Origin of the sequence: Hallella bergensis DSM 17361 (assembly GCF_000160535.1) — a bacterium.
GTDB classification, from domain to species: Bacteria; Bacteroidota; Bacteroidia; order Bacteroidales; family Bacteroidaceae; genus Prevotella; species Prevotella bergensis.
Genome location: NZ_GG704781.1, coordinates 487,293 through 504,909, shown reverse-complemented (window position 1 = coordinate 504,909; position 17,617 = coordinate 487,293). Strand labels below are relative to the sequence as shown.

Genomic DNA, 17,617 nt, shown 5'->3' with positions numbered 1-17,617 from the left:
AAAAAAGTTTGTTTCTAAATGAATAGAATGATTTGCATGGGCGTAGCCATGTTCGCAGGTTCTCTTTCCGTTTCTGCCAACACCGTCCCCTCTCTTCTCAGCGACAGTTCGCGTATTTACGATCTGGACGAAGTTACCGTAATCAGTCAGCCCAAGGAGCAATTCCGCCTGCGGCTACAGCCTGTTAGTTCATCGATGTTTTCTGGAATGGATGCTGCCAGGTTGTCAGCTCGAGATTTGCGCGAGTTGTCTGCCTATGTTCCCAATTTCACCATGCCTGTTTACGGTTCACGTTACACTTCTTCTGTCTACATGCGCGGCACAGGAGCACGTGTCAACTCCCCGGCCGTTGGAATCTATGTGGACGGCATGCCTTTGATGAGTAAGTCGGCTTTTAACACTCATATATACGAACTTTCGCGTGTCGATGTATTGCGTGGCCCACAAGCCACGCTATACGGCTTGAACAGTGAGGCCGGCCTTGTTCGGCTCTACACTAAAAATCCGATGGACTACCAGGGTACAGATTTGTCAATAGGTGGCGGAAGCCGATTCTATCGCAAGGCTGAAGTGGCACATTATAATAAGGTGAACGACAGGTTTGCCTTTTCCATTGCAGGATTCTACAATGGTCAGGATGGTTTCTTCAAGAATCAGGCAACGGGTGAGGATGCCGACAAGTATAACGAGGCGGGAGGCCGCCTCAGACTGATATTCCGACCGACCAATCGATGGAACATCAATTATTTGGCCGATTACCAATATACTCGTCAAAACGCATTCCCTTACGGCGTTTTAGACGACAAAGGCATAGCAACAGATCCCAACACCAATCGTCAAAACAACTACCGTAGAAACATATTTAATACGGCAATCGACTTTAAATATCATGGAATGGGTTACGATTTCAACTCGACATCCAGCTATCAGTATCTCAAAGACTACATGATGATGGACATAGACTACAGCCCGGCCGACTTCATGGAAATGGAGGAGCGTCAACTTCATAGTAGTTACACACAGGAGTTTACGCTGAAAAGCAACAAGCCCGTCGTCGGTTTCTGGAATTGGACAGTGGGTATGTTTGGTGGATTTTCCTGGTTGCGGACAAACAGCAATGTTGATTTCGGCCATGACATGGATGCATTTCTGGGAAACTCCATCCAAAAAAGCATGTATAATGCCATGGTAGGGTCGATGAGCAAACGCTTTATTGCTCAGGGAATGTCACCCGAAGCTGCAGCCAAGCAGGCAGCTAAAATGATAGAGCGGGCAGGAGGAGTCTCGATGACTACCGATATGAAAAACGTACCGGGCACTTATCATACACCAACTTACAACCTGGGATTCTATCACGAATCCAATTTCAACATCACCAATCAACTCACCGCAACGCTCGGCTTACGCTACGATTGGAACTATGTGCGTATTGTATATGATTCAGAAGCTGCTGTTTCTTCCACAGCCAAAGTCATGGGTCGTGAGGCCACGGTGAATGTTTCGTCTATGCTCAACGATCGTCGTCATAATTATTTTGAAGAACTCTTGCCCAAGTTTGGACTTACTTACAGATTGTCCGACAACGGTAGCAATATATATGCTATGGTGAGCAAGGGATATCGTGCAGGAGGTTACAACATTCAGATGTTCTCTGATATCCTGCAAACCGAAATTCAGAACAACAGTACTCAGCGCGCCAACTATGAGGTGCCCCATACCAAGGACGACTATGATAACATAGAACGTACTATCATGTACAAGCCGGAAGTCAGCTGGAACCATGAAGTAGGTACGCATCTCAACCTGTTCGATAACCAGCTTCAGTTTGACTTGGCTGCGTTTTACATGAAAATAAACAATCAACAACTTTCCCAAATGGCCGGCAACTACGGCTTCGGGCGCATGATGACCAATGCTGGCAAGAGTATGAGCTGCGGTATAGAGGCTTCGATGCGTGGTCAGGCCATCGATGATCACCTGGCATGGATGCTCTGCTATGGCTATACCCATGCTGTATTTGATGAATATACAGACACCATCATGGTGAACAGAACAAAGACTTTCGTGGACTACAAGAAAAACAAGGTGCCTTTTGTTCCGGAACACACCTTTGCTGCGAGCGTTGACTATCGCTTCGACCTGCCGGCAGGCTATATGCTTAGAAATATCACGGTGGGTGCAAACGTAAACGGACAAGGGAAAGTTTACTGGGACGAGGCCAACACGATGAACCAAAAAGTATACACAGTGCTTGGTGCTCATTTGGCATTCAATCTGGGCAAAGTAAAACTGAACGTGTGGGGACGAAACCTCACCGACAGTCGCTACAACGTATTTGCAGTGAACAGTGGAGCCACTGGGAAGTCCAATTGGTTTGCTCAGCGTGGCAACCCACTGCAAGTAGGAGCAGACCTGAACATTCACTTTTAGATTTTAGTAGAGGAGTACGGGAGGGATACAAAACTGTATTTCCTCCCAATACTTCAATGAAGACGCTACCGAACATCGGGCTGCAAAACTATTTTACAAAAGTGCGCTTATATTTCGCATATTTCAAAATCAACCTCTAATTAGACGGAATATGCAAAATATAAGCTTTTTTATATACTCCTTGTAATGAGGAACTTGCTTCCCAGCAAGTTCACCTGTTAAAATGTTGCCATGAAATTCTTTTGCGATTAAGCCTTCATGACACGATGATCTCAACTTAGTCGCCTTACCGATAGGTTCTATACACAACGCCATCGAGCCTTAACCGCAGTGCGGTTAAGGCTCGATGGTTCAAATTGTAGAAAGTTTCTTCTAAATATTAAACATTGTTTTAAAGAAACATGGCGTGTTTTCTTCTATTTCCCTCAAAAAAGAAGACTACTTTACAATGAAAATTTTCTGACACCGTTACTTGATGGTAAGTTTGTTGCTGCCGGCAGCCTTGAAACTCATATCCAGCCCTTTCACACTATGTGTCAGTGCGCCAAAGGATATGAAATCTACACCAGCCTTAGCGTATGGAATCATGGTGTCGAAGGTGATGCCACCGCTCGATTCCGTTTCGCATCGTCCGTCGACAATGGCCACCGCCTTGCGCGTGTCCTCAGGAGTGAAGTTGTCGAACATAATACGGTCGCAACCTTCGGCCAAGGCCTCGTCTAATTCTTTAAAGTCGCGCACCTCGCACTCTATCTTCAGGTTCTTATGATGCTCTTTGCAATATTGTTTGGCTCTTGATATCGCATTGTGCACACCACCGCAAAAATCAATATGGTTGTCTTTGAGCAAAATCATATCGAAAAGTCCGATGCGGTGATTCATTCCCCCGCCAATCTTCACAGCCTCTTTCTCAAGCATGCGCATACCGGGTGTGGTTTTGCGTGTGTCGAGCACGCGTGTAGACGTGCCTGCATCGATCAATGCCTGTTGGTATTTGTGCGTCATTGTAGCAATGCCGCTCATACGTTGGAGAATATTGAGCATGAGACGTTCGGTCTGCAACAGACTTTGCACCCGTCCGCAGACACTCATTACAATGTCACCGGGCTTTACTTGGGTTCCATCCTCTATATACACTTCCGTTTGCAATTCCGGGTCAAAGCGCTCAAACACTTTCTTGGCTATTTCCACTCCAGCAATGATACCCTCTTCCTTGATAAGGAGTTTGCTTTCACCCATCGCGTCGGCAGGAATACAGCACAGGGTGGTGTGGTCGCCGTCGCCTATATCCTCGCTCAAGGCGAGGTCTATCAGTTTGTCGTTCAGTTCTTCTACAGATAACATGCGAATATATATTTTGATATGATGATTCCCTATAGATTTACAAGCCTAATTGCTTTGATATTTCAAGCATTTTGTTGATGGGGCGTACTGCCTTTTCAGCAACATGGGGATCCACTTTGATCTCCGGCCATTCATATTTCAGGCAATTATATAGTTTTTTCATGCTGATGAGTTTCATGAAATTGCATTCGTTGCAGGCACACGTACTGTCATCGGGTGGGGCAGGAATAAAGGTTTTGTGAGGGGCTCCTTTCTGCATTTCGTGCAGGATACCACTCTCCGTAGCCACAATAAACTCTTGTGCTTCATCGGCGATGCTGTATTTGAGCAGGGCTGAGGTGCTACCTACCTTGTCAGCTAACTTCAACAGTGCTCCCTTGCACTCGGGATGGGCCAATATCTTGGCTTTGGGATGGTCTGCCTTCAGTTTCAGGATTTTCTCGACGGAGAACTTCTCATGCACATGGCAAGCACCTTCCCACAGCAACATATTACGACCTGTCAGGCTGTTGATATATTGTCCCAAATTCTGATCGGGCCCGAAGATGATAGGCGTATCCTTTGGAAACGACTCCACGATCTGACGCGCATTGCTGCTGGTCACCACCACGTCGGTAAGTGCTTTCACTGCTGCGGTGGTGTTGACATAGCTGATGACGGTATGATCCGGATGAGCCTTGACAAACTTTTCAAACTCATCGGCCGGGCAGCTCTCTGCCAGGGAACACGAGGCATTGAGATCAGGTACAAGCACTTTTTTGTTTGGACATAAGATTTTGTTGGTTTCACCCATGAAATGTACACCACACATCACAATGATATCAGCATCGGTTTTAGCAGCCTGTTGAGCCAGCGCCAAGCTGTCGCCCACAAAATCGGCCACATCTTGCACAGCTCCATCGGTATAGTAGTGTGCCATGACGATCGCATTTTTAGCCTTGCACAGCTTGCGTATTTCAGTTTTTAAGTCCAAACCTTCAGCTATAGGTTCATCAACATAACCTAATTCATGCCATTTTTTATTGATCTCTTCCATCTTATTTATTTTTTGATTCGTCATTATTTCTTGTTGTCGTATGCATGTTTGGGATAGTCAATGGTATAATGCAGTCCACGGCTCTCCTTACGTTCTATGGCTTGGCGCGTGATAAGGTATCCCACATTGATCATGTTGCGCAACTCGCAAATGTCGCGCGTGGGCTTAACACGCTTGAACAACTCCTCGGTTTCTTCATAGAGCAGGTCGAGACGTTTCCATGCACGAACTAAGCGCAGGTTGCTGCGCACAATACCCACGTAGTTCGACATGATTTGTCCCACTTCCCGTTCGTCTTGAGCTATGAGGACTTTTTCCTCATTGGTCATCGTGCCTTCATCGTTCCATTTGGGAATATCCGTATTGAAATCGTATTGGTCGATTACACTGATACTATGTTCGGCTGCCGACTTGGCATAGACCACGGCTTCGATCAGTGAATTGCTGGCCAACCGGTTGCCACCATGAAGTCCCGTCCGCGAACATTCGCCCACGGCATAAAGTCGGTGAATGGAGCTTTCGCCGTGGAGATCTACTGAAATTCCACCACACATATAGTGTGCACTGGGACAAACAGGAATATATTGTTTAGTTATATCTATCCCGATACTGAGGCACTTGGCGTAGATATGCGGGAAATGCGCCTTGGTTTCCTCTGCATCCTTATGCGTTACATCGAGGCAAACGTGATTCAGACCATACTTCTTCATCTCGTGGTCGATGGCTCTTGCCACAATATCGCGTGGAGCCAAAGAGAGACGTTTGTCGTATTTCTGCATAAATTCCTCGCCGTTGGGTAGGCGCAAAATGCCACCATAGCCACGCATGGCCTCGGTGATAAGAAAGGCCGGATGACTTTCTTCGGGGTTGTAGAGTACGGTGGGGTGAAACTGCACAAACTCCATATCTTTTACAGTGCCTTTGGCTCGGTAAACCATGGCAATACCGTCTCCAGTTGCAATGTTGGGGTTTGAGGTGGTGGCATATACTGAACCAACACCGCCGGTGGCCATTAGGGTAACTTTGCTAAGGAATGTGTCTATCTTGTGTGTCTCCGGATTAAGTATATATGCACCATAACATTCTATGTCCGGGGTTTTCCGGGTTACCTCTATGCCCAAATGGTGCTGCGTAATAATCTCTACGGCATAGTGGTTCTCCAGTACGGTTATATTGGGATTATTGCGCACGGCAGCCATTAGACCCCGCTGAATCTCGAAGCCGGTATCGTCGGCATGATGTAAAATGCGGAATTCGCTGTGGCCACCCTCGCGATGGAGGTCGTAGGAGCCATCAGTTTTCCGGTCGAAGTTAACACCCCATTTCACCAAATCGTTAATTGCTTGAGGAGCATTGTAAACCACATGCTCTACTGCCTTTCGATCGGAAATGTAGTCGCCGGCCACCATAGTGTCTTCAATATGCTTCTCGAAATTGTCTACTTTAAGATTTGTTACTGATGCAATCCCACCTTGAGCTTTGGCCGTATTAGCCTCATCCAAAGTGGTTTTGCACACCAAAGCGACCTTGCCCTTGCCGCTGTTTGCTACTTTGAGGGCGTAAGTCATACCAGCTACCCCACCACCAATAATAAGAAAATCGAATTTTTCTACCATAATATTACGATTAACCATCCTTTCACCGATACAAAAGTAAGTAAAAATAATCGTATTGTAAAAAATATTGGATAGAATCATTGATATTTGTATATCAATTGGTTGACGATTGGCATATAAACTCATTGAGGAGACCGGATTGCTCCTTTTTCCTCAATTAAAATATTATATCTCAGTTATTTTTCGTATTTTTGCAACATTATATTGGTAGATTACGTCTAAACGACAATGAAAAAGATTTTTTATACAGCGTTGTTTGCCCTTACGCTTGTGGCCACAGGCTGTGGAAACAGAGCAAAGAAAGAGTTCGATAAGACCCTGATTGAACTGGCAGGCACAGATCAGACCATAGACAGCAGAGACTGGAAACAAATAGTTGAGTATCTGGACCGTAACAAAGCTAACTTCAAGAGTTTTGTTAAGTCCGGCGAGGTCGATGTTCCAGCTGTTAAGGAATATATTACGGAGTTTTTCGAAAATCGACGCCCACCTAAAAAAGTGAAGTTTGTGGGTATCGGCGATGAGGAGCTTGTGTTTCATATCTATATGGAACGTAGCGAAAGTATGTTGCCTTACGATAGTCCTGACGGTGACGGGTCGTTCCGCTCGGCCATTATGGCTCTGCAGAACAATCTGCCCGGCGACACCCAGATTGATAGAATTGGAGAGAAGGGCTATACCGATTTCCGCCAGATATTCGATAATATACTGAACAAGACGGATGACAGTCAAGTCAGCATTCTGGTTACCGACATGATTTATTCGGTGAAGGATATGAGGGGCGTCAATCCGCAAAAGGTGTTCAATGAGGTGCGGGAGATGATCGGATCGGTGTTCAAGGACGAAGTAAAGAAGAAGGCAATGCTTGTTGTTCGCATGAACGGCTCATACAACGGCGCGTATTATGCCTATGATAACAGTGCACATCAGTTCTCCGGGCATCGCCCATACTACATCATCATCGTGGGATCCAATGACAACATGGTGCGCTTGACCAACGATGATTCGTTCCGCACATTCGCGAAAATGCAGGGCTTAGACGGCTATGACAATATGTGCCTTTTTGCTACCAATAACATCTATGAGCCATACTACTCATTCATGACGAACAACAAGGACATTCGCGGACGATTCCGCCCCGAGCCTAATCAGGGGTATGAGATAAGGAGTCTGGAAAAGATAGAACCCGACAAGAACTCCGGCGACATACAGCTTGTGCTGGCCGTAGACCTTGGACATACCTTTATCGACGACCGATATCTTGCGGACAAGGCTAACTACGTGGTCGAAGCTGATGACGATATTCAAATCAAGAAAATAAGAAAAATAGAGAAGGCTGACATGACGCCTGCACAGAAAAAATACCTGGGGACAGCGACTCACTTGTTCGTGCTTTCGACAACAAATATCACTCACAGTCAGGATGTGAAGCTGAAACTTCTCAATCGTATGCCAAGTTGGGTGGAGGCCTGCTCCACAGACAATGACCTGACTCCCGATAGTCATTCCACATTTGCACTTCGCTATCTGCTGGGCGGTATCTACGACAGCTATAAGCGAAATACAGAGGGAACGCCTTCTTATTTTGAACTTGATTTAAAACTTGATAAATGAAAAATTCAATATTGCTCATCGGAGGTGTAGTACTTACGCTTCTCTTTGTCGTTTTCGCATCTTCGATTTATGAATGCTTTGGCCTGCCCGTGGACTTTAGCTATGAAATGTATAATGACGGACACTATTTTGTGACCTCTGTTATTTCTTCTGTAGTTGCATGGGGAGTGGCAGGGCTGTTTTATTATGTAATAAACAGTGTAAGTTTCAGTCGCTGGTATCATTGGCTTATTTCCTTGCTTGCTGCATCAGCACTCTCCTCTGTAATCATCTTTGCCTATCTTGACAATACCCTTACAGAAGGTTTCTCAAGCTCTTTGTTCAGTTTCTGTGTCATCAATTTTGCAGCAACAGCTCTCCTTTATCTGGTTGCATCTTTTGCAATGAGATGGTGGAGTTCCAATTGCAGACATACGCCAATTCCGGAATAACAAACAATACCTGAGCCGTGAACTCTGACGCACATATATCAAGGTTGCCATCGGCAATGAGCGTATCATGGAGTTGTCATCACGTTTACGACTCGGATAGTAAAGTTTAAATAAAAACAATGAGATTATTTTTATTTCTCGTCGGTGGAACAGGGTCACGCGTTATGCGCCCTCTGATCATGCAGTTCGCAGCAGGCATACATCCTGTAGACGAATCCGGGCAACCCATGCCCGTGGAGGTGATTCCAATCATTGTGGATCCACACAAGGCTAACGAGGACTTGAAGCGCACGGAGAATTTACTACGCTGGTACCGCTCCATCCGCCGGACAATCTATGGAGATAACGCTGACGTAACCAAAGGATTCTTTTCGGTGAAAATATCTACACTGAGTGATATCCTTCCAGGGGGATCGAATCTCAGTGACACGTTTCTGTTCAACCTTGGAGCTGTGGAGTCTAAGCGGTTCCAAGATTTTATCTCATACAGCACACTTGACACGGCAAACCAGGCTTTGTGCTCAATGATGTTCTCAGACAACCAACTACAAACCAAGATGGATATTGGATTTGTGGGGTCTCCAAACATCGGTTCAGTGGCTTTGAATCAGTTCAAGGATTCGGAAGAATTCCGACAATTCTCGAATGTATTTCGCAAGGCCGACCGCATTTTCGTTGTATCGAGTATTTTTGGAGGAACGGGAGCAGCTGGCTATCCCATCATTGTGAAAAATATACGCAATGCTGGCAACAATTCTACAATTAACAACCGTGGCGATTTGCGTGATGCCAGGATTGGCGCACTGACCGTTTTGCCTTATTTCAACATCCAACAGGATGAAAACAGTCCGATCAGCCGTGCTGATTTTATTTCAAAAACCAAATCAGCACTGTTCTATTACCATGATAATCTTACAGGATTAACGCAGGGTGGGGTGGATCTCGGATTGTCGAAAGTCAACGCTTGTTACTATTTGGGCGACGAAGTGCCTTCTAATCCATATTATAATGACCCGGGAGGCAACGGTCAGCGGAATGATGCCCATGTGGTGGAATATGTTGGCGCGCTTTCCATTCTCGATTTTATGTCAATTCCGAATGACCAATTGGTAACGGAAGAAGGAAACGCTCGTAACCCCATCTATAAGGAATATGGTTTAGCCAACGACAAAATGTCTTTGTCTCTCAAGGATTTCGGAGTTCAAACACGACTATTGATTAACAAGAATTTGGCTAAATTCTACTTGGCCTATCAATACTTCACCCACCAGTTTAAAGAGGATATTGGGCGGGGGTATACTCAAGACAAGCCCGAGATACAGAACAGTTTTCTTGCTACCGGTTTCTACACGACACTGTCCAACGATTTCTTCGTAGCCTATCGCACGTGGCTCAAGGAACTTGCCGGGAACCAACGCTCTTTTGTTCCGTTCAATTTGGCCACAACACAACTTGCTGATGCCATCAACGAAGTGGCTCCCAAAAAAGGCTTTTTCAGTGGCGAGATAGGTTATAAAAGCCTACTGAGCGCGTTGAATAAAGCTTCGCAAACAGCAGTTAAAGAAGGGCGATTTGGGTCGGACAAGACAGCTTTACGTCTCATGACGCTTCTTGACGAAACACTTGACAGGCTCGTTGAAGAAAAATACAACGGCTTGGTTTAACATTAAAGAAAGAGAAATCAATGTCGAAGATATTATCATATAACAACAAGACCACAGGAGAGGGATGGATAGCATTGACCAACCAATACAGTGCAGACGAAATCAACATGATTAGCGATCCCAATGGTGGGTTATCAGCCGTTCCCAGGACGGCTATTCCATCACCATTTGCTCAAATGGACTTGGTGAAAAATGCCTTCCGAAGACTGGCGATGAATGCTCATCTTCATGGTGAGTTGATGGACGAACGACTTGTAGGCAATGCGCTGGACGTAGCCCAGTTGTTTTTTAATCTGCCGGAACTACGAACCAAACTACGTGTGGTAGAATGGAACAAGGCGGCTGCATTACAGCAACTTAGAACCGATCCTCAGCACAAGTTGCTGGGCGACACTTTGGAAATGTTTGTTAACCAAGACAAGGAGGCGTTCAACTTCGACCGGATGAATCGTATATATTTTCTGGTCTACGGCAATCAAGTTATTGGAAGCACCTCGCCCGTAACACTGTTTATGGCCTCTCCCAATGCGCGACCAAATCAATTTTCCATCCCGGTGGAGCAGAATGTGAATCTTTTTGATCTCACACGTCCGCTGTATATGCGTATGCCGAAATTTGTGAAATATATCTATGCACTCTTTACAGCATACCCCGACTTAAAAAAGCTATGCAGTGAACTCAATGCTTATCTCATTACATGTTTCGACTTACTTAGTCCTGAACTGCGTCAGGAGATCTTGACAGATATTGGCAACCCCGTTGCAATGGACTATGAAAACCAAGACCGTGCCCTGCAATACCTTAAAATGTGTTATGATCTCAGCGACGAAGGCATTCAGGCATTGGGCATTCCTTTCTATTGTGCACGACAAGCCGACATTCAAGCGGCTATACAAAACAGTGATTTTCGTATTGAGCCTTCGATCGTTCCACATGGTGAACGGTTGCCACTGGTGCTTCAAAATCATTTGAATGCACCGCAAACAGACGCTTTCCACTATATTACGAATGATTGGGACGAACTTACTGTAATCCGCCCTCAAGACTATGCTGTGGAACCGGAGAAGCGCATTCTGCCTGCCACCTCGCATCAATATCCATGGCTTACCGACGATGACTTCTTCCAACCATCACTCATCAAGCTTGATTATACGATGGATAGAGACTGTTTCTTCAACGGAAACCTGACGGTTGGAAGCCGCGAGACTGATAATGCGGACTTTCTTTTGCCTTTGAGCAAGACTTATTTTAAATATTTCACAATAAACGACCTTCAAGGTACTATTGCTGGAAGACCACGCTTTGAACTTATTCACACGCAGACCGGACAGCAGGAAACAGTGAAGGCTGTACTCCGTATACCCGTGCAGAAACAAGGTGCTTTCATCACTTTGGAGCGTACCTATGTGCAAGCAGCAGGAGTAGATATGCGTTATGATCGGGAAAACAACCGCGGATACTTTCTCACTATACCCTTTGCACTGTCTGTTTTCCCCTTTGTGAAATCTCCAGGGCTAAAACAATACAACGTACAACTTGTTGATCGCGCTTTAGGAGCGATTGAAAATTGTCATCTAAGCCTTGAATTTCATAAGTCAGTTTCGAATGGAGACGAAGTGTTACCCTCGCTGAAACGTTCTCGCAGCTTGAAGAGTGAGAAGAGAGTGGGGGCAGATTATTATCGTTTACCTGGAGCATTTGATTATATTAATGTTCAATTATACGATGAATGGGACAACCTCATGTCCGAAGGCGTAGTATGTCCGCGATGGGCACCCAATATTGCCGGTCACGAGTCGTTTACCTTTGCGGTAGACTTCGGAACAACCAACACACATATCGAATGCATGCGTCAAGGTCAAATGCCAGAACCTTTGACTGCCGGATCTGAAGCCAAAGAGCGTCTTTTAGCTACATTATACAATGGCGAGCATATCCTCTACGATGTCATCATGAAGCAGGAGTTCCTGCCCGACAACATCGGTCAGGACTATGGATTCCCCCAGCGTACCGTACTTTCGGAATCAGAGCGGCTTGATGTTGAGAATATAGACGAAATCGTGGCTCTTGGAGACGCTAATATTCCTTTTATTTATGAGAAGGAATCTGTGGGCTATGGCAACCGAATTGTGCCCAATCTTAAATGGTCGACGGAGATCGCAACGTCCAAACGAGTACGTGCCTACCTTACAGAGTTGGCTCTTCTCATGCGTACGAAGGTACTGTTGGAGAACGGCGACCTGAGCAAGACACGACTAATATGGTTCTATCCGTTATCGATGAAGGTAGGCAACATTCGTAAATTAGGCGAGATGTGGTCTAAGACTTTCGGAGATGTTTTCGGCGTTGAGGCTACAGCTCAGAACTTAATTCAGATGCCCGAGTCGGTAGCTCCATACTACTTCTATCGTGGTTCAAGCCAATTCCGGGGAGCAGCTGCCACCGTTGCCTCTATTGATATTGGTGGAGGATCCAGTGATGTCGTTGTTTTTGAGTCGAATGCCAAGCAACCCACTATCCTCACCTCTTTTCGTTTTGCTGCAAACGCTCTCTTTGGAGATGGATTCTCTGAGGTTCCCCACGGCGACTCCAATCCAATGTTGGTCAAGTACGTGGATTACTTCCGACGTTTGTTCGATGCCGATGATGATCGGTACGGAGAGCTAAATGGTATTCTCGAAGATATTTTGTCCAAGCGTAAAAGTGAGGATATCAATGCCTTCTTGTTTTCTGTAATTCAGAACAAAGTGGTCGGAGATAATGATGTGTTCTCCTATAATCAAAGACTGAACGAAGACGGACGTCTGAAAATTATCTTCATCTATTTCTATTCCACACTGATTTACTATGTGGCCCGCATGATGAAACACCGGGGATTAGACAAACCTCGCTCCGTCATGTTTTCCGGAACTGGTTCTAAAGTACTTGACATTGTGGGTTCTAAACGTGAGCTTGACCTGCTTTCCGAAGCTATTTTTGAACGGGTTTACGGCAATGAATATGATTCTGATGGTTTCTCTGTGGTTATGGAACGCAACGAACCCAAGCAGATTACATGCCGCGGTGCGCTGATGCAAGTGCGTGACAGTAGCGGATGTGCGAGCGTTGAGCAATTGAATCAACTGATGGATAGTTTCGATTCCAATCTGAAATACAACTATTCAGGTATCAACAAAGAACATCTAACGTATGCCGATATGGACAATGCCGAGATTCGTACCAGCATTGTCGAAGCGGTTAAGGAGTTCAACGATTTCTTCTGCCGTCTTTGTGACGATATTCATGTTGTGGACAGGTTCCTCGTAGACCATCAATCCCTGATGAAATTCAAGGAATTGGTGAACAAAGATCTTGACCATCACCTTCTTAACGGATGGAATTTTGTTAACAAGAATGAGTCCGAACATAATGCCAACGATGCGATAGAGGATACTGTATTTTTCTATCCAATCATAGGGAGCATACGAGACAATCTTATTGAAAATCTTTAAATGCCTGCCTATGTTTGGTAAAAATAAAAACACGATTACACAAGAAGAACTCAACGAATTGATATCTCCTCTGTTTGATCGCATCAACAAACTTGAAACAGTTGCAAAAAAGCAGGCTCGGCAGATTGCCATGCTGGAACAGAAGCTAAGCAATAAACCAAACGCAGATCAGGTTGACGCGCATGGAGTCGATAGCAGTGACGGAAGTTTTGAGCATTCGGATTCAAACGCAATTGGACCAACACAGGACAATTTGGCCACCGACGTTCAGAACATACCACCAACCCTGAACACTTTCTATCTCCCTGCCCCCAATTCTAACGGTCAGTTTTTAGAATGCAGCAATAGTATACAGGTGGGTAAAAGCATCTACCAGCTCAGCACAAAGGATGGAATCAATGGTCAGTTCATCATGCTGACCACGCCAGATGCCATTGCCACGGCCATGATCAGTATAAGTCAGTTTGTCAAGCCCGCCTGCAGAATAGAAGGCAACACACATCAGCAACCGCGTCAGATAGAGACATTGGAAGAGGGTACGGCTCAAAGGGATGGAGATGTTTGGCGTGTGATCAGCAAGGCCAAAGTCTTATTCCAATAAAACCCGGTGGAGAATTTCCACAACAAAAAGTTTTGCGGTGTATAGGATAGGATTGTTTTCCCGCAATCACAATTACAGACACATCCCATACCCGCACATGAAAGAAAATATCATCATGAATGTAAAATGTCCGAAATGTAGATATCGCTTTGACACACCTGCTTCTCCAGGAATGACAGAACTGCAGTGCAACTGTCCTCGATGTGGCATACCTTTTACATATACCGTGGACGACGAGCAAGCTGCAAATGATCATTTAACCGATCAGACAGAATCGGCAGAGCAGACAGGTTCAATGGAACAGTCTACACATAACCCGTCAAACACACCCTCCCAACCTGATCATGTGGGATCACCCAACCGTTCCTACACAAGAAAAGAGTCACCTGTCCATTCCGAAACCCTTCGATCCAACACGCCTTCCGGTTTTCCCAACAGAACAAGCCAGCATGGCACGCGGCCGCCCCTGCTTACACAGGGTGTGCAAACCGGTAAGGGATGTCTCAAGTTCACCTTGATTGCAGCCGTTGCGATTATTCTATTCATTGTATTTCTTGTTCGGCAATGCAGAGACAAGAGCTATACAGCAGAAGACATCACGATGAGTGAGATCAAGGATAGTGAAGGAGACATGGGAATAGCGGGCAGCCCCGCCCCTACATTAAACAAACATGTCCAACACGAGGAAGCTCCCGCGTGGATACAGGGCAATTGGCATGTGGACACCGACTACGGTGGCATATCCTTGAAGATCCATGGTAATCAAATAGCCGAGACAAGCGGTGGGGAGACCACATACGGCAGTTATACATACCAAAACCCCTATCTCTATTGTGACTTTGGCGACAACAATATATTCGTTTACCGTCTTGTGGAAGAAACCAAGCAGATTGATGCAGGTACTGGAATATTAATGAACAAACTGGATTAAACAGAAACGGTATAAAGCCGGTTTATTTCTTCACCACGCTGGCTAACCATTGTTTGAATTCGGTGTTATAGCCATTGAACACATTGATGTCAACCGCACCATGAATACCTGCCACACGTCCGTCCGGAGCCAATTGCCACACCCATAACTTGATATCAGGCTTGTACTCACCATACCGGGCAATCCACACGGGATAATTATGCTTAATATCCGGAGCAGCATCAAGATATTTGTTTACGAACATTTGACTTATATATAATATCGGTCGCATTCCGGTGCGGTTCTCAACTATTTGAAGCCAATTCCTAACCCGTTTCCACATGGCTACGGCTCCACCCATTTTTTTAACTTGACTGGGAAGAGGCTCAAGGTCGAGTACCGGTGGTAAATCTCCTTTCGTAAACTTGGTATTCCTTAAAAAGTAGGCGGCCTGTTGGGCTCCTGTTGTATGGTGGGAAAAGAAATGATAGGCCCCGACAGGGAAACCGTGGGCCCGTGCAGCAACATAATCTGCTTTGTAATACGGGTTTGTGATGGACGTCCCCTCGGTCGACTTGATAAAGATAAACGACACCCTATAGTCAACAACACCACTGACCTTCTTTTTTGACAGCGTACCTAAATGCGTGATTCGAAGCTTCTTCCAGTCTATGCTGTATTTTTTCCTTCCCTTGACATGCTGGTGTTTGGAAATGTCAATCCCGTAAATCCTATCCGAAGTGTAGTGTAGTCGTTCTCCTTTATAGATGTCTTCTTTCCATTCTCCAACTCTAAAGAAATGATGTTGGGACGAAAAGCCAAATCCATTGCGCTTGCCATTTTTCCACTGTCCTTCGAAATAGGTTCCCATCGAGTCTCGAAAACTTCCGTGACCGTGAGCCAATTGGCGTTGGTTAAAATCACCTGCATATAAACCGGAAGCGTCTTCGCATGTTCCGGAAACAATGGTGTCATGATCCCAAGTAGCCTTGATCCTACGGCCAAGAGAATCCTGTGAACATCCGGTACCATGTCGCATGCCTCGATCCCAAGTACCTGAATAGAGTAGGGTGTCACCATGATAAAGCACGCCCAGTCCATGCCTTTTCCCATCTTGCATCTGTCCTCTGTACAGCATCTCTCCTTGCCGTACCACCTCCACATCCTTGGTGTCAATGGTGCAACCCGACAAGATAATAACTGCCACCCATACCAAACTCAGGTGTCGTCGTATAAATCCGGTTCTATGATGCCTTTTCAACATCTCATTTTATCATTTTAAGTGCCAGTCGTCAATTATTCATGGCTGTCACAGTCTCAACTCTAACGTTCACAATTACTGACAGTTGTTTGCAGACACCATCCTTACATCTTGTTTGGAAATGATTCCGACAAAACATCCGTGTTTGGTAAACACCGGACTTCCATCCACAGCAAATAAGTTTGGAACATCATGTTTCATCCGGTTGTCTATCCTCCCCGTTGTCAAAATCGTTCGATATGGCATCGTGGAATCTCCGGGGGCGATGGTTGCCGTGACTACCTGCTTGCCCTCATGGCTTCCCCAGGGCATGTTTCTAACTGCATACACGCCCCATGACTTGAATAACGCATTGGTCTGTATGATGACAGGTCCTTCGGAATTTGACTGGAGAACTGTTTTCGGCTTACAATCAACGGATTGCTCCTGTCCCTTCGAGTCGAACCAGGTCACTCGTAGGTCATATTTTCTCAACAATACTGTTTCCTGATTCAATTTAAAAGAAGAAAGTCTTTGATAGAATTTGTCAAGAGAATCCGTCGCTTTCGATTGTAAATCCGCATAATGGGCTATCCTTGTGTAACCTTCGTCCTGAACGCTGTGCGTCCGCAAATAGTATTTCAATTCCTGCCTTTCCACATTTTTCCTTTTCAGCAAACCACTGATCGAATCAGTCAATTCGGATATTTCTCTTGCCACGAGTTTGTCGTCTGACCAGCTGCCCGTGTGAGCCGGTGTTCCACCTTTTTCTACAGTAAGCACACGCCCGTTACAACTTGGCCACCACCAATACTTGTTCACCCATACACCATGCTGACTGACCGAGTCTGATTGTATCTCAAGGGTATCCTGACCATTGACAAGACAGAGATGAACTCGACCCTTCACAAGGCATACAGACTGGCGTATATTCTTTTCACTGGCTGGTAGAATACGTATGATTGCAAGCAATAAAATGGTTGCAAACAAAATAATCATCAGGAGAAAAAGTCTTCTTTTGGCTATTTTCCTTATCAACGAATCTGAAGATCGTTTCATCCTTATCTAAATTGGTCTTGTCTACAATTAACACGTTACCTATCCGGCTGTCTGCATGAACTTGATCCGTCATCAATGCATTCGACTGGACTCATGTTATTTTCGGGTGCAAAATTACATAATTATCCTGAATAGAGTGCAAGCAAACTCAGAAACCACACTTGAAATTAAAGGATAAATC

At 45.4% G+C, this 17,617-nt stretch carries 12 protein-coding genes; 7 read left to right on the top strand and 5 right to left on the bottom strand.

Annotated features, from left to right (window positions below):
• The first annotated feature begins 18 nt into the window (after window positions 1–18).
• Complete coding sequence (locus HMPREF0645_RS06060) at window positions 19–2,430, top strand: TonB-dependent receptor (RefSeq protein WP_007174034.1); 2,412 nt, start codon at window positions 19–21, stop codon at window positions 2,428–2,430.
• Between the two features lie 468 nt (window positions 2,431–2,898).
• Here the strand turns inward: HMPREF0645_RS06060 and nadC are convergent, their stop codons facing one another.
• The 3 genes from nadC to nadB are packed head-to-tail and all read right to left on the bottom strand — an operon-like array spanning window position 2,899 to window position 6,426.
• A complete protein-coding gene (gene nadC / locus HMPREF0645_RS06055) occupies window positions 2,899–3,774 on the bottom strand; it encodes a carboxylating nicotinate-nucleotide diphosphorylase (protein WP_007174032.1) in 876 nt (291 codons plus the stop codon).
• Between the two features lie 37 nt (window positions 3,775–3,811).
• Window positions 3,812–4,810 (bottom strand): quinolinate synthase NadA, encoded by a 999-nt coding sequence (gene nadA / locus HMPREF0645_RS06050; RefSeq protein WP_044123436.1) that lies wholly within the window; start codon window positions 4,808–4,810, stop codon window positions 3,812–3,814.
• A 23-nt stretch (window positions 4,811–4,833) separates the two neighbouring features.
• Window positions 4,834–6,426: an L-aspartate oxidase gene (nadB, locus tag HMPREF0645_RS06045; protein WP_044123338.1), complete on the bottom strand. Its 1,593-nt coding sequence runs from the start codon at window positions 6,424–6,426 to the stop codon at window positions 4,834–4,836.
• A gap of 228 nt (window positions 6,427–6,654) precedes the next feature.
• On the opposite strand from nadB, the gene HMPREF0645_RS06040 reads away from it, so the two are divergent.
• The 6 genes from HMPREF0645_RS06040 to HMPREF0645_RS06015 all read left to right on the top strand — a co-directional run bounded on the left by HMPREF0645_RS06040 (window position 6,655) and on the right by HMPREF0645_RS06015 (window position 15,158).
• Window positions 6,655–8,040 carry a hypothetical protein gene (locus HMPREF0645_RS06040; protein WP_007174029.1) on the top strand — a complete coding sequence of 462 codons (1,386 nt, stop codon included), beginning with the start codon at window positions 6,655–6,657 and terminating at the stop codon, window positions 8,038–8,040.
• The gene (locus tag HMPREF0645_RS06035; RefSeq protein WP_007174028.1) at window positions 8,037–8,471 is read left to right on the top strand and encodes a hypothetical protein; all 435 of its coding nucleotides are present in this window, start codon (window positions 8,037–8,039) and stop codon (window positions 8,469–8,471) included. Before HMPREF0645_RS06040 ends, HMPREF0645_RS06035 begins: the two co-directional genes overlap by 4 nt.
• 179 nt (window positions 8,472–8,650) lie before the next feature.
• Window positions 8,651–10,135 (top strand): hypothetical protein, encoded by a 1,485-nt coding sequence (locus tag HMPREF0645_RS06030; protein ID WP_169305459.1) that lies wholly within the window; start codon window positions 8,651–8,653, stop codon window positions 10,133–10,135.
• 20 nt (window positions 10,136–10,155) lie between these two features.
• Entirely contained in the window at window positions 10,156–13,626 is a 3,471-nt protein-coding gene (locus tag HMPREF0645_RS06025; RefSeq protein ID WP_007174026.1) for a hypothetical protein, read from the top strand.
• A gap of 10 nt (window positions 13,627–13,636) precedes the next feature.
• Window positions 13,637–14,227, top strand: a complete 591-nt coding sequence (locus tag HMPREF0645_RS06020; protein WP_007174025.1) for a hypothetical protein — start codon at window positions 13,637–13,639, stop codon at window positions 14,225–14,227.
• A 115-nt stretch (window positions 14,228–14,342) separates the two neighbouring features.
• Window positions 14,343–15,158 carry a hypothetical protein gene (locus HMPREF0645_RS06015; RefSeq protein WP_156777860.1) on the top strand — a complete coding sequence of 272 codons (816 nt, stop codon included), beginning with the start codon at window positions 14,343–14,345 and terminating at the stop codon, window positions 15,156–15,158.
• 22 nt (window positions 15,159–15,180) lie between these two features.
• On the opposite strand, the gene HMPREF0645_RS06010 is transcribed toward HMPREF0645_RS06015, so the two are convergent.
• Both HMPREF0645_RS06010 and HMPREF0645_RS06005 read right to left on the bottom strand, forming a co-directional pair.
• Entirely contained in the window at window positions 15,181–16,401 is a 1,221-nt protein-coding gene (locus HMPREF0645_RS06010; protein WP_007174023.1) for a GH25 family lysozyme, read from the bottom strand.
• 72 nt (window positions 16,402–16,473) lie between these two features.
• Window positions 16,474–17,436 (bottom strand): hypothetical protein, encoded by a 963-nt coding sequence (locus tag HMPREF0645_RS06005; RefSeq protein WP_007174022.1) that lies wholly within the window; start codon window positions 17,434–17,436, stop codon window positions 16,474–16,476.
• Window positions 17,437–17,617: the final 181 nt, after the last annotated feature.

Excerpts from the sequence above, each read along its gene's own strand:
- HMPREF0645_RS06060 (WP_007174034.1), top strand. The coding sequence starts at position 19 with ATGAATAGAATGATTTGCATGGGCGTAGCCATGTTCGCAGGTTCTCTT.
- nadC (WP_007174032.1), bottom strand. The coding sequence starts at position 3,774 with ATGTTATCTGTAGAAGAACTGAACGACAAACTGATAGACCTCGCCTTG.
- nadA (WP_044123436.1), bottom strand. The coding sequence starts at position 4,810 with ATGGAAGAGATCAATAAAAAATGGCATGAATTAGGTTATGTTGATGAA.
- nadB (WP_044123338.1), bottom strand. The coding sequence starts at position 6,426 with ATGGTAGAAAAATTCGATTTTCTTATTATTGGTGGTGGGGTAGCTGGT.
- HMPREF0645_RS06040 (WP_007174029.1), top strand. The coding sequence starts at position 6,655 with ATGAAAAAGATTTTTTATACAGCGTTGTTTGCCCTTACGCTTGTGGCC.
- HMPREF0645_RS06035 (WP_007174028.1), top strand. The coding sequence starts at position 8,037 with ATGAAAAATTCAATATTGCTCATCGGAGGTGTAGTACTTACGCTTCTC.
- HMPREF0645_RS06030 (WP_169305459.1), top strand. The coding sequence starts at position 8,651 with ATGCAGTTCGCAGCAGGCATACATCCTGTAGACGAATCCGGGCAACCC.
- HMPREF0645_RS06025 (WP_007174026.1), top strand. The coding sequence starts at position 10,156 with ATGTCGAAGATATTATCATATAACAACAAGACCACAGGAGAGGGATGG.
- HMPREF0645_RS06020 (WP_007174025.1), top strand. The coding sequence starts at position 13,637 with ATGTTTGGTAAAAATAAAAACACGATTACACAAGAAGAACTCAACGAA.
- HMPREF0645_RS06015 (WP_156777860.1), top strand. The coding sequence starts at position 14,343 with ATGAATGTAAAATGTCCGAAATGTAGATATCGCTTTGACACACCTGCT.
- HMPREF0645_RS06010 (WP_007174023.1), bottom strand. The coding sequence starts at position 16,401 with ATGTTGAAAAGGCATCATAGAACCGGATTTATACGACGACACCTGAGT.
- HMPREF0645_RS06005 (WP_007174022.1), bottom strand. The coding sequence starts at position 17,436 with ATGAAACGATCTTCAGATTCGTTGATAAGGAAAATAGCCAAAAGAAGA.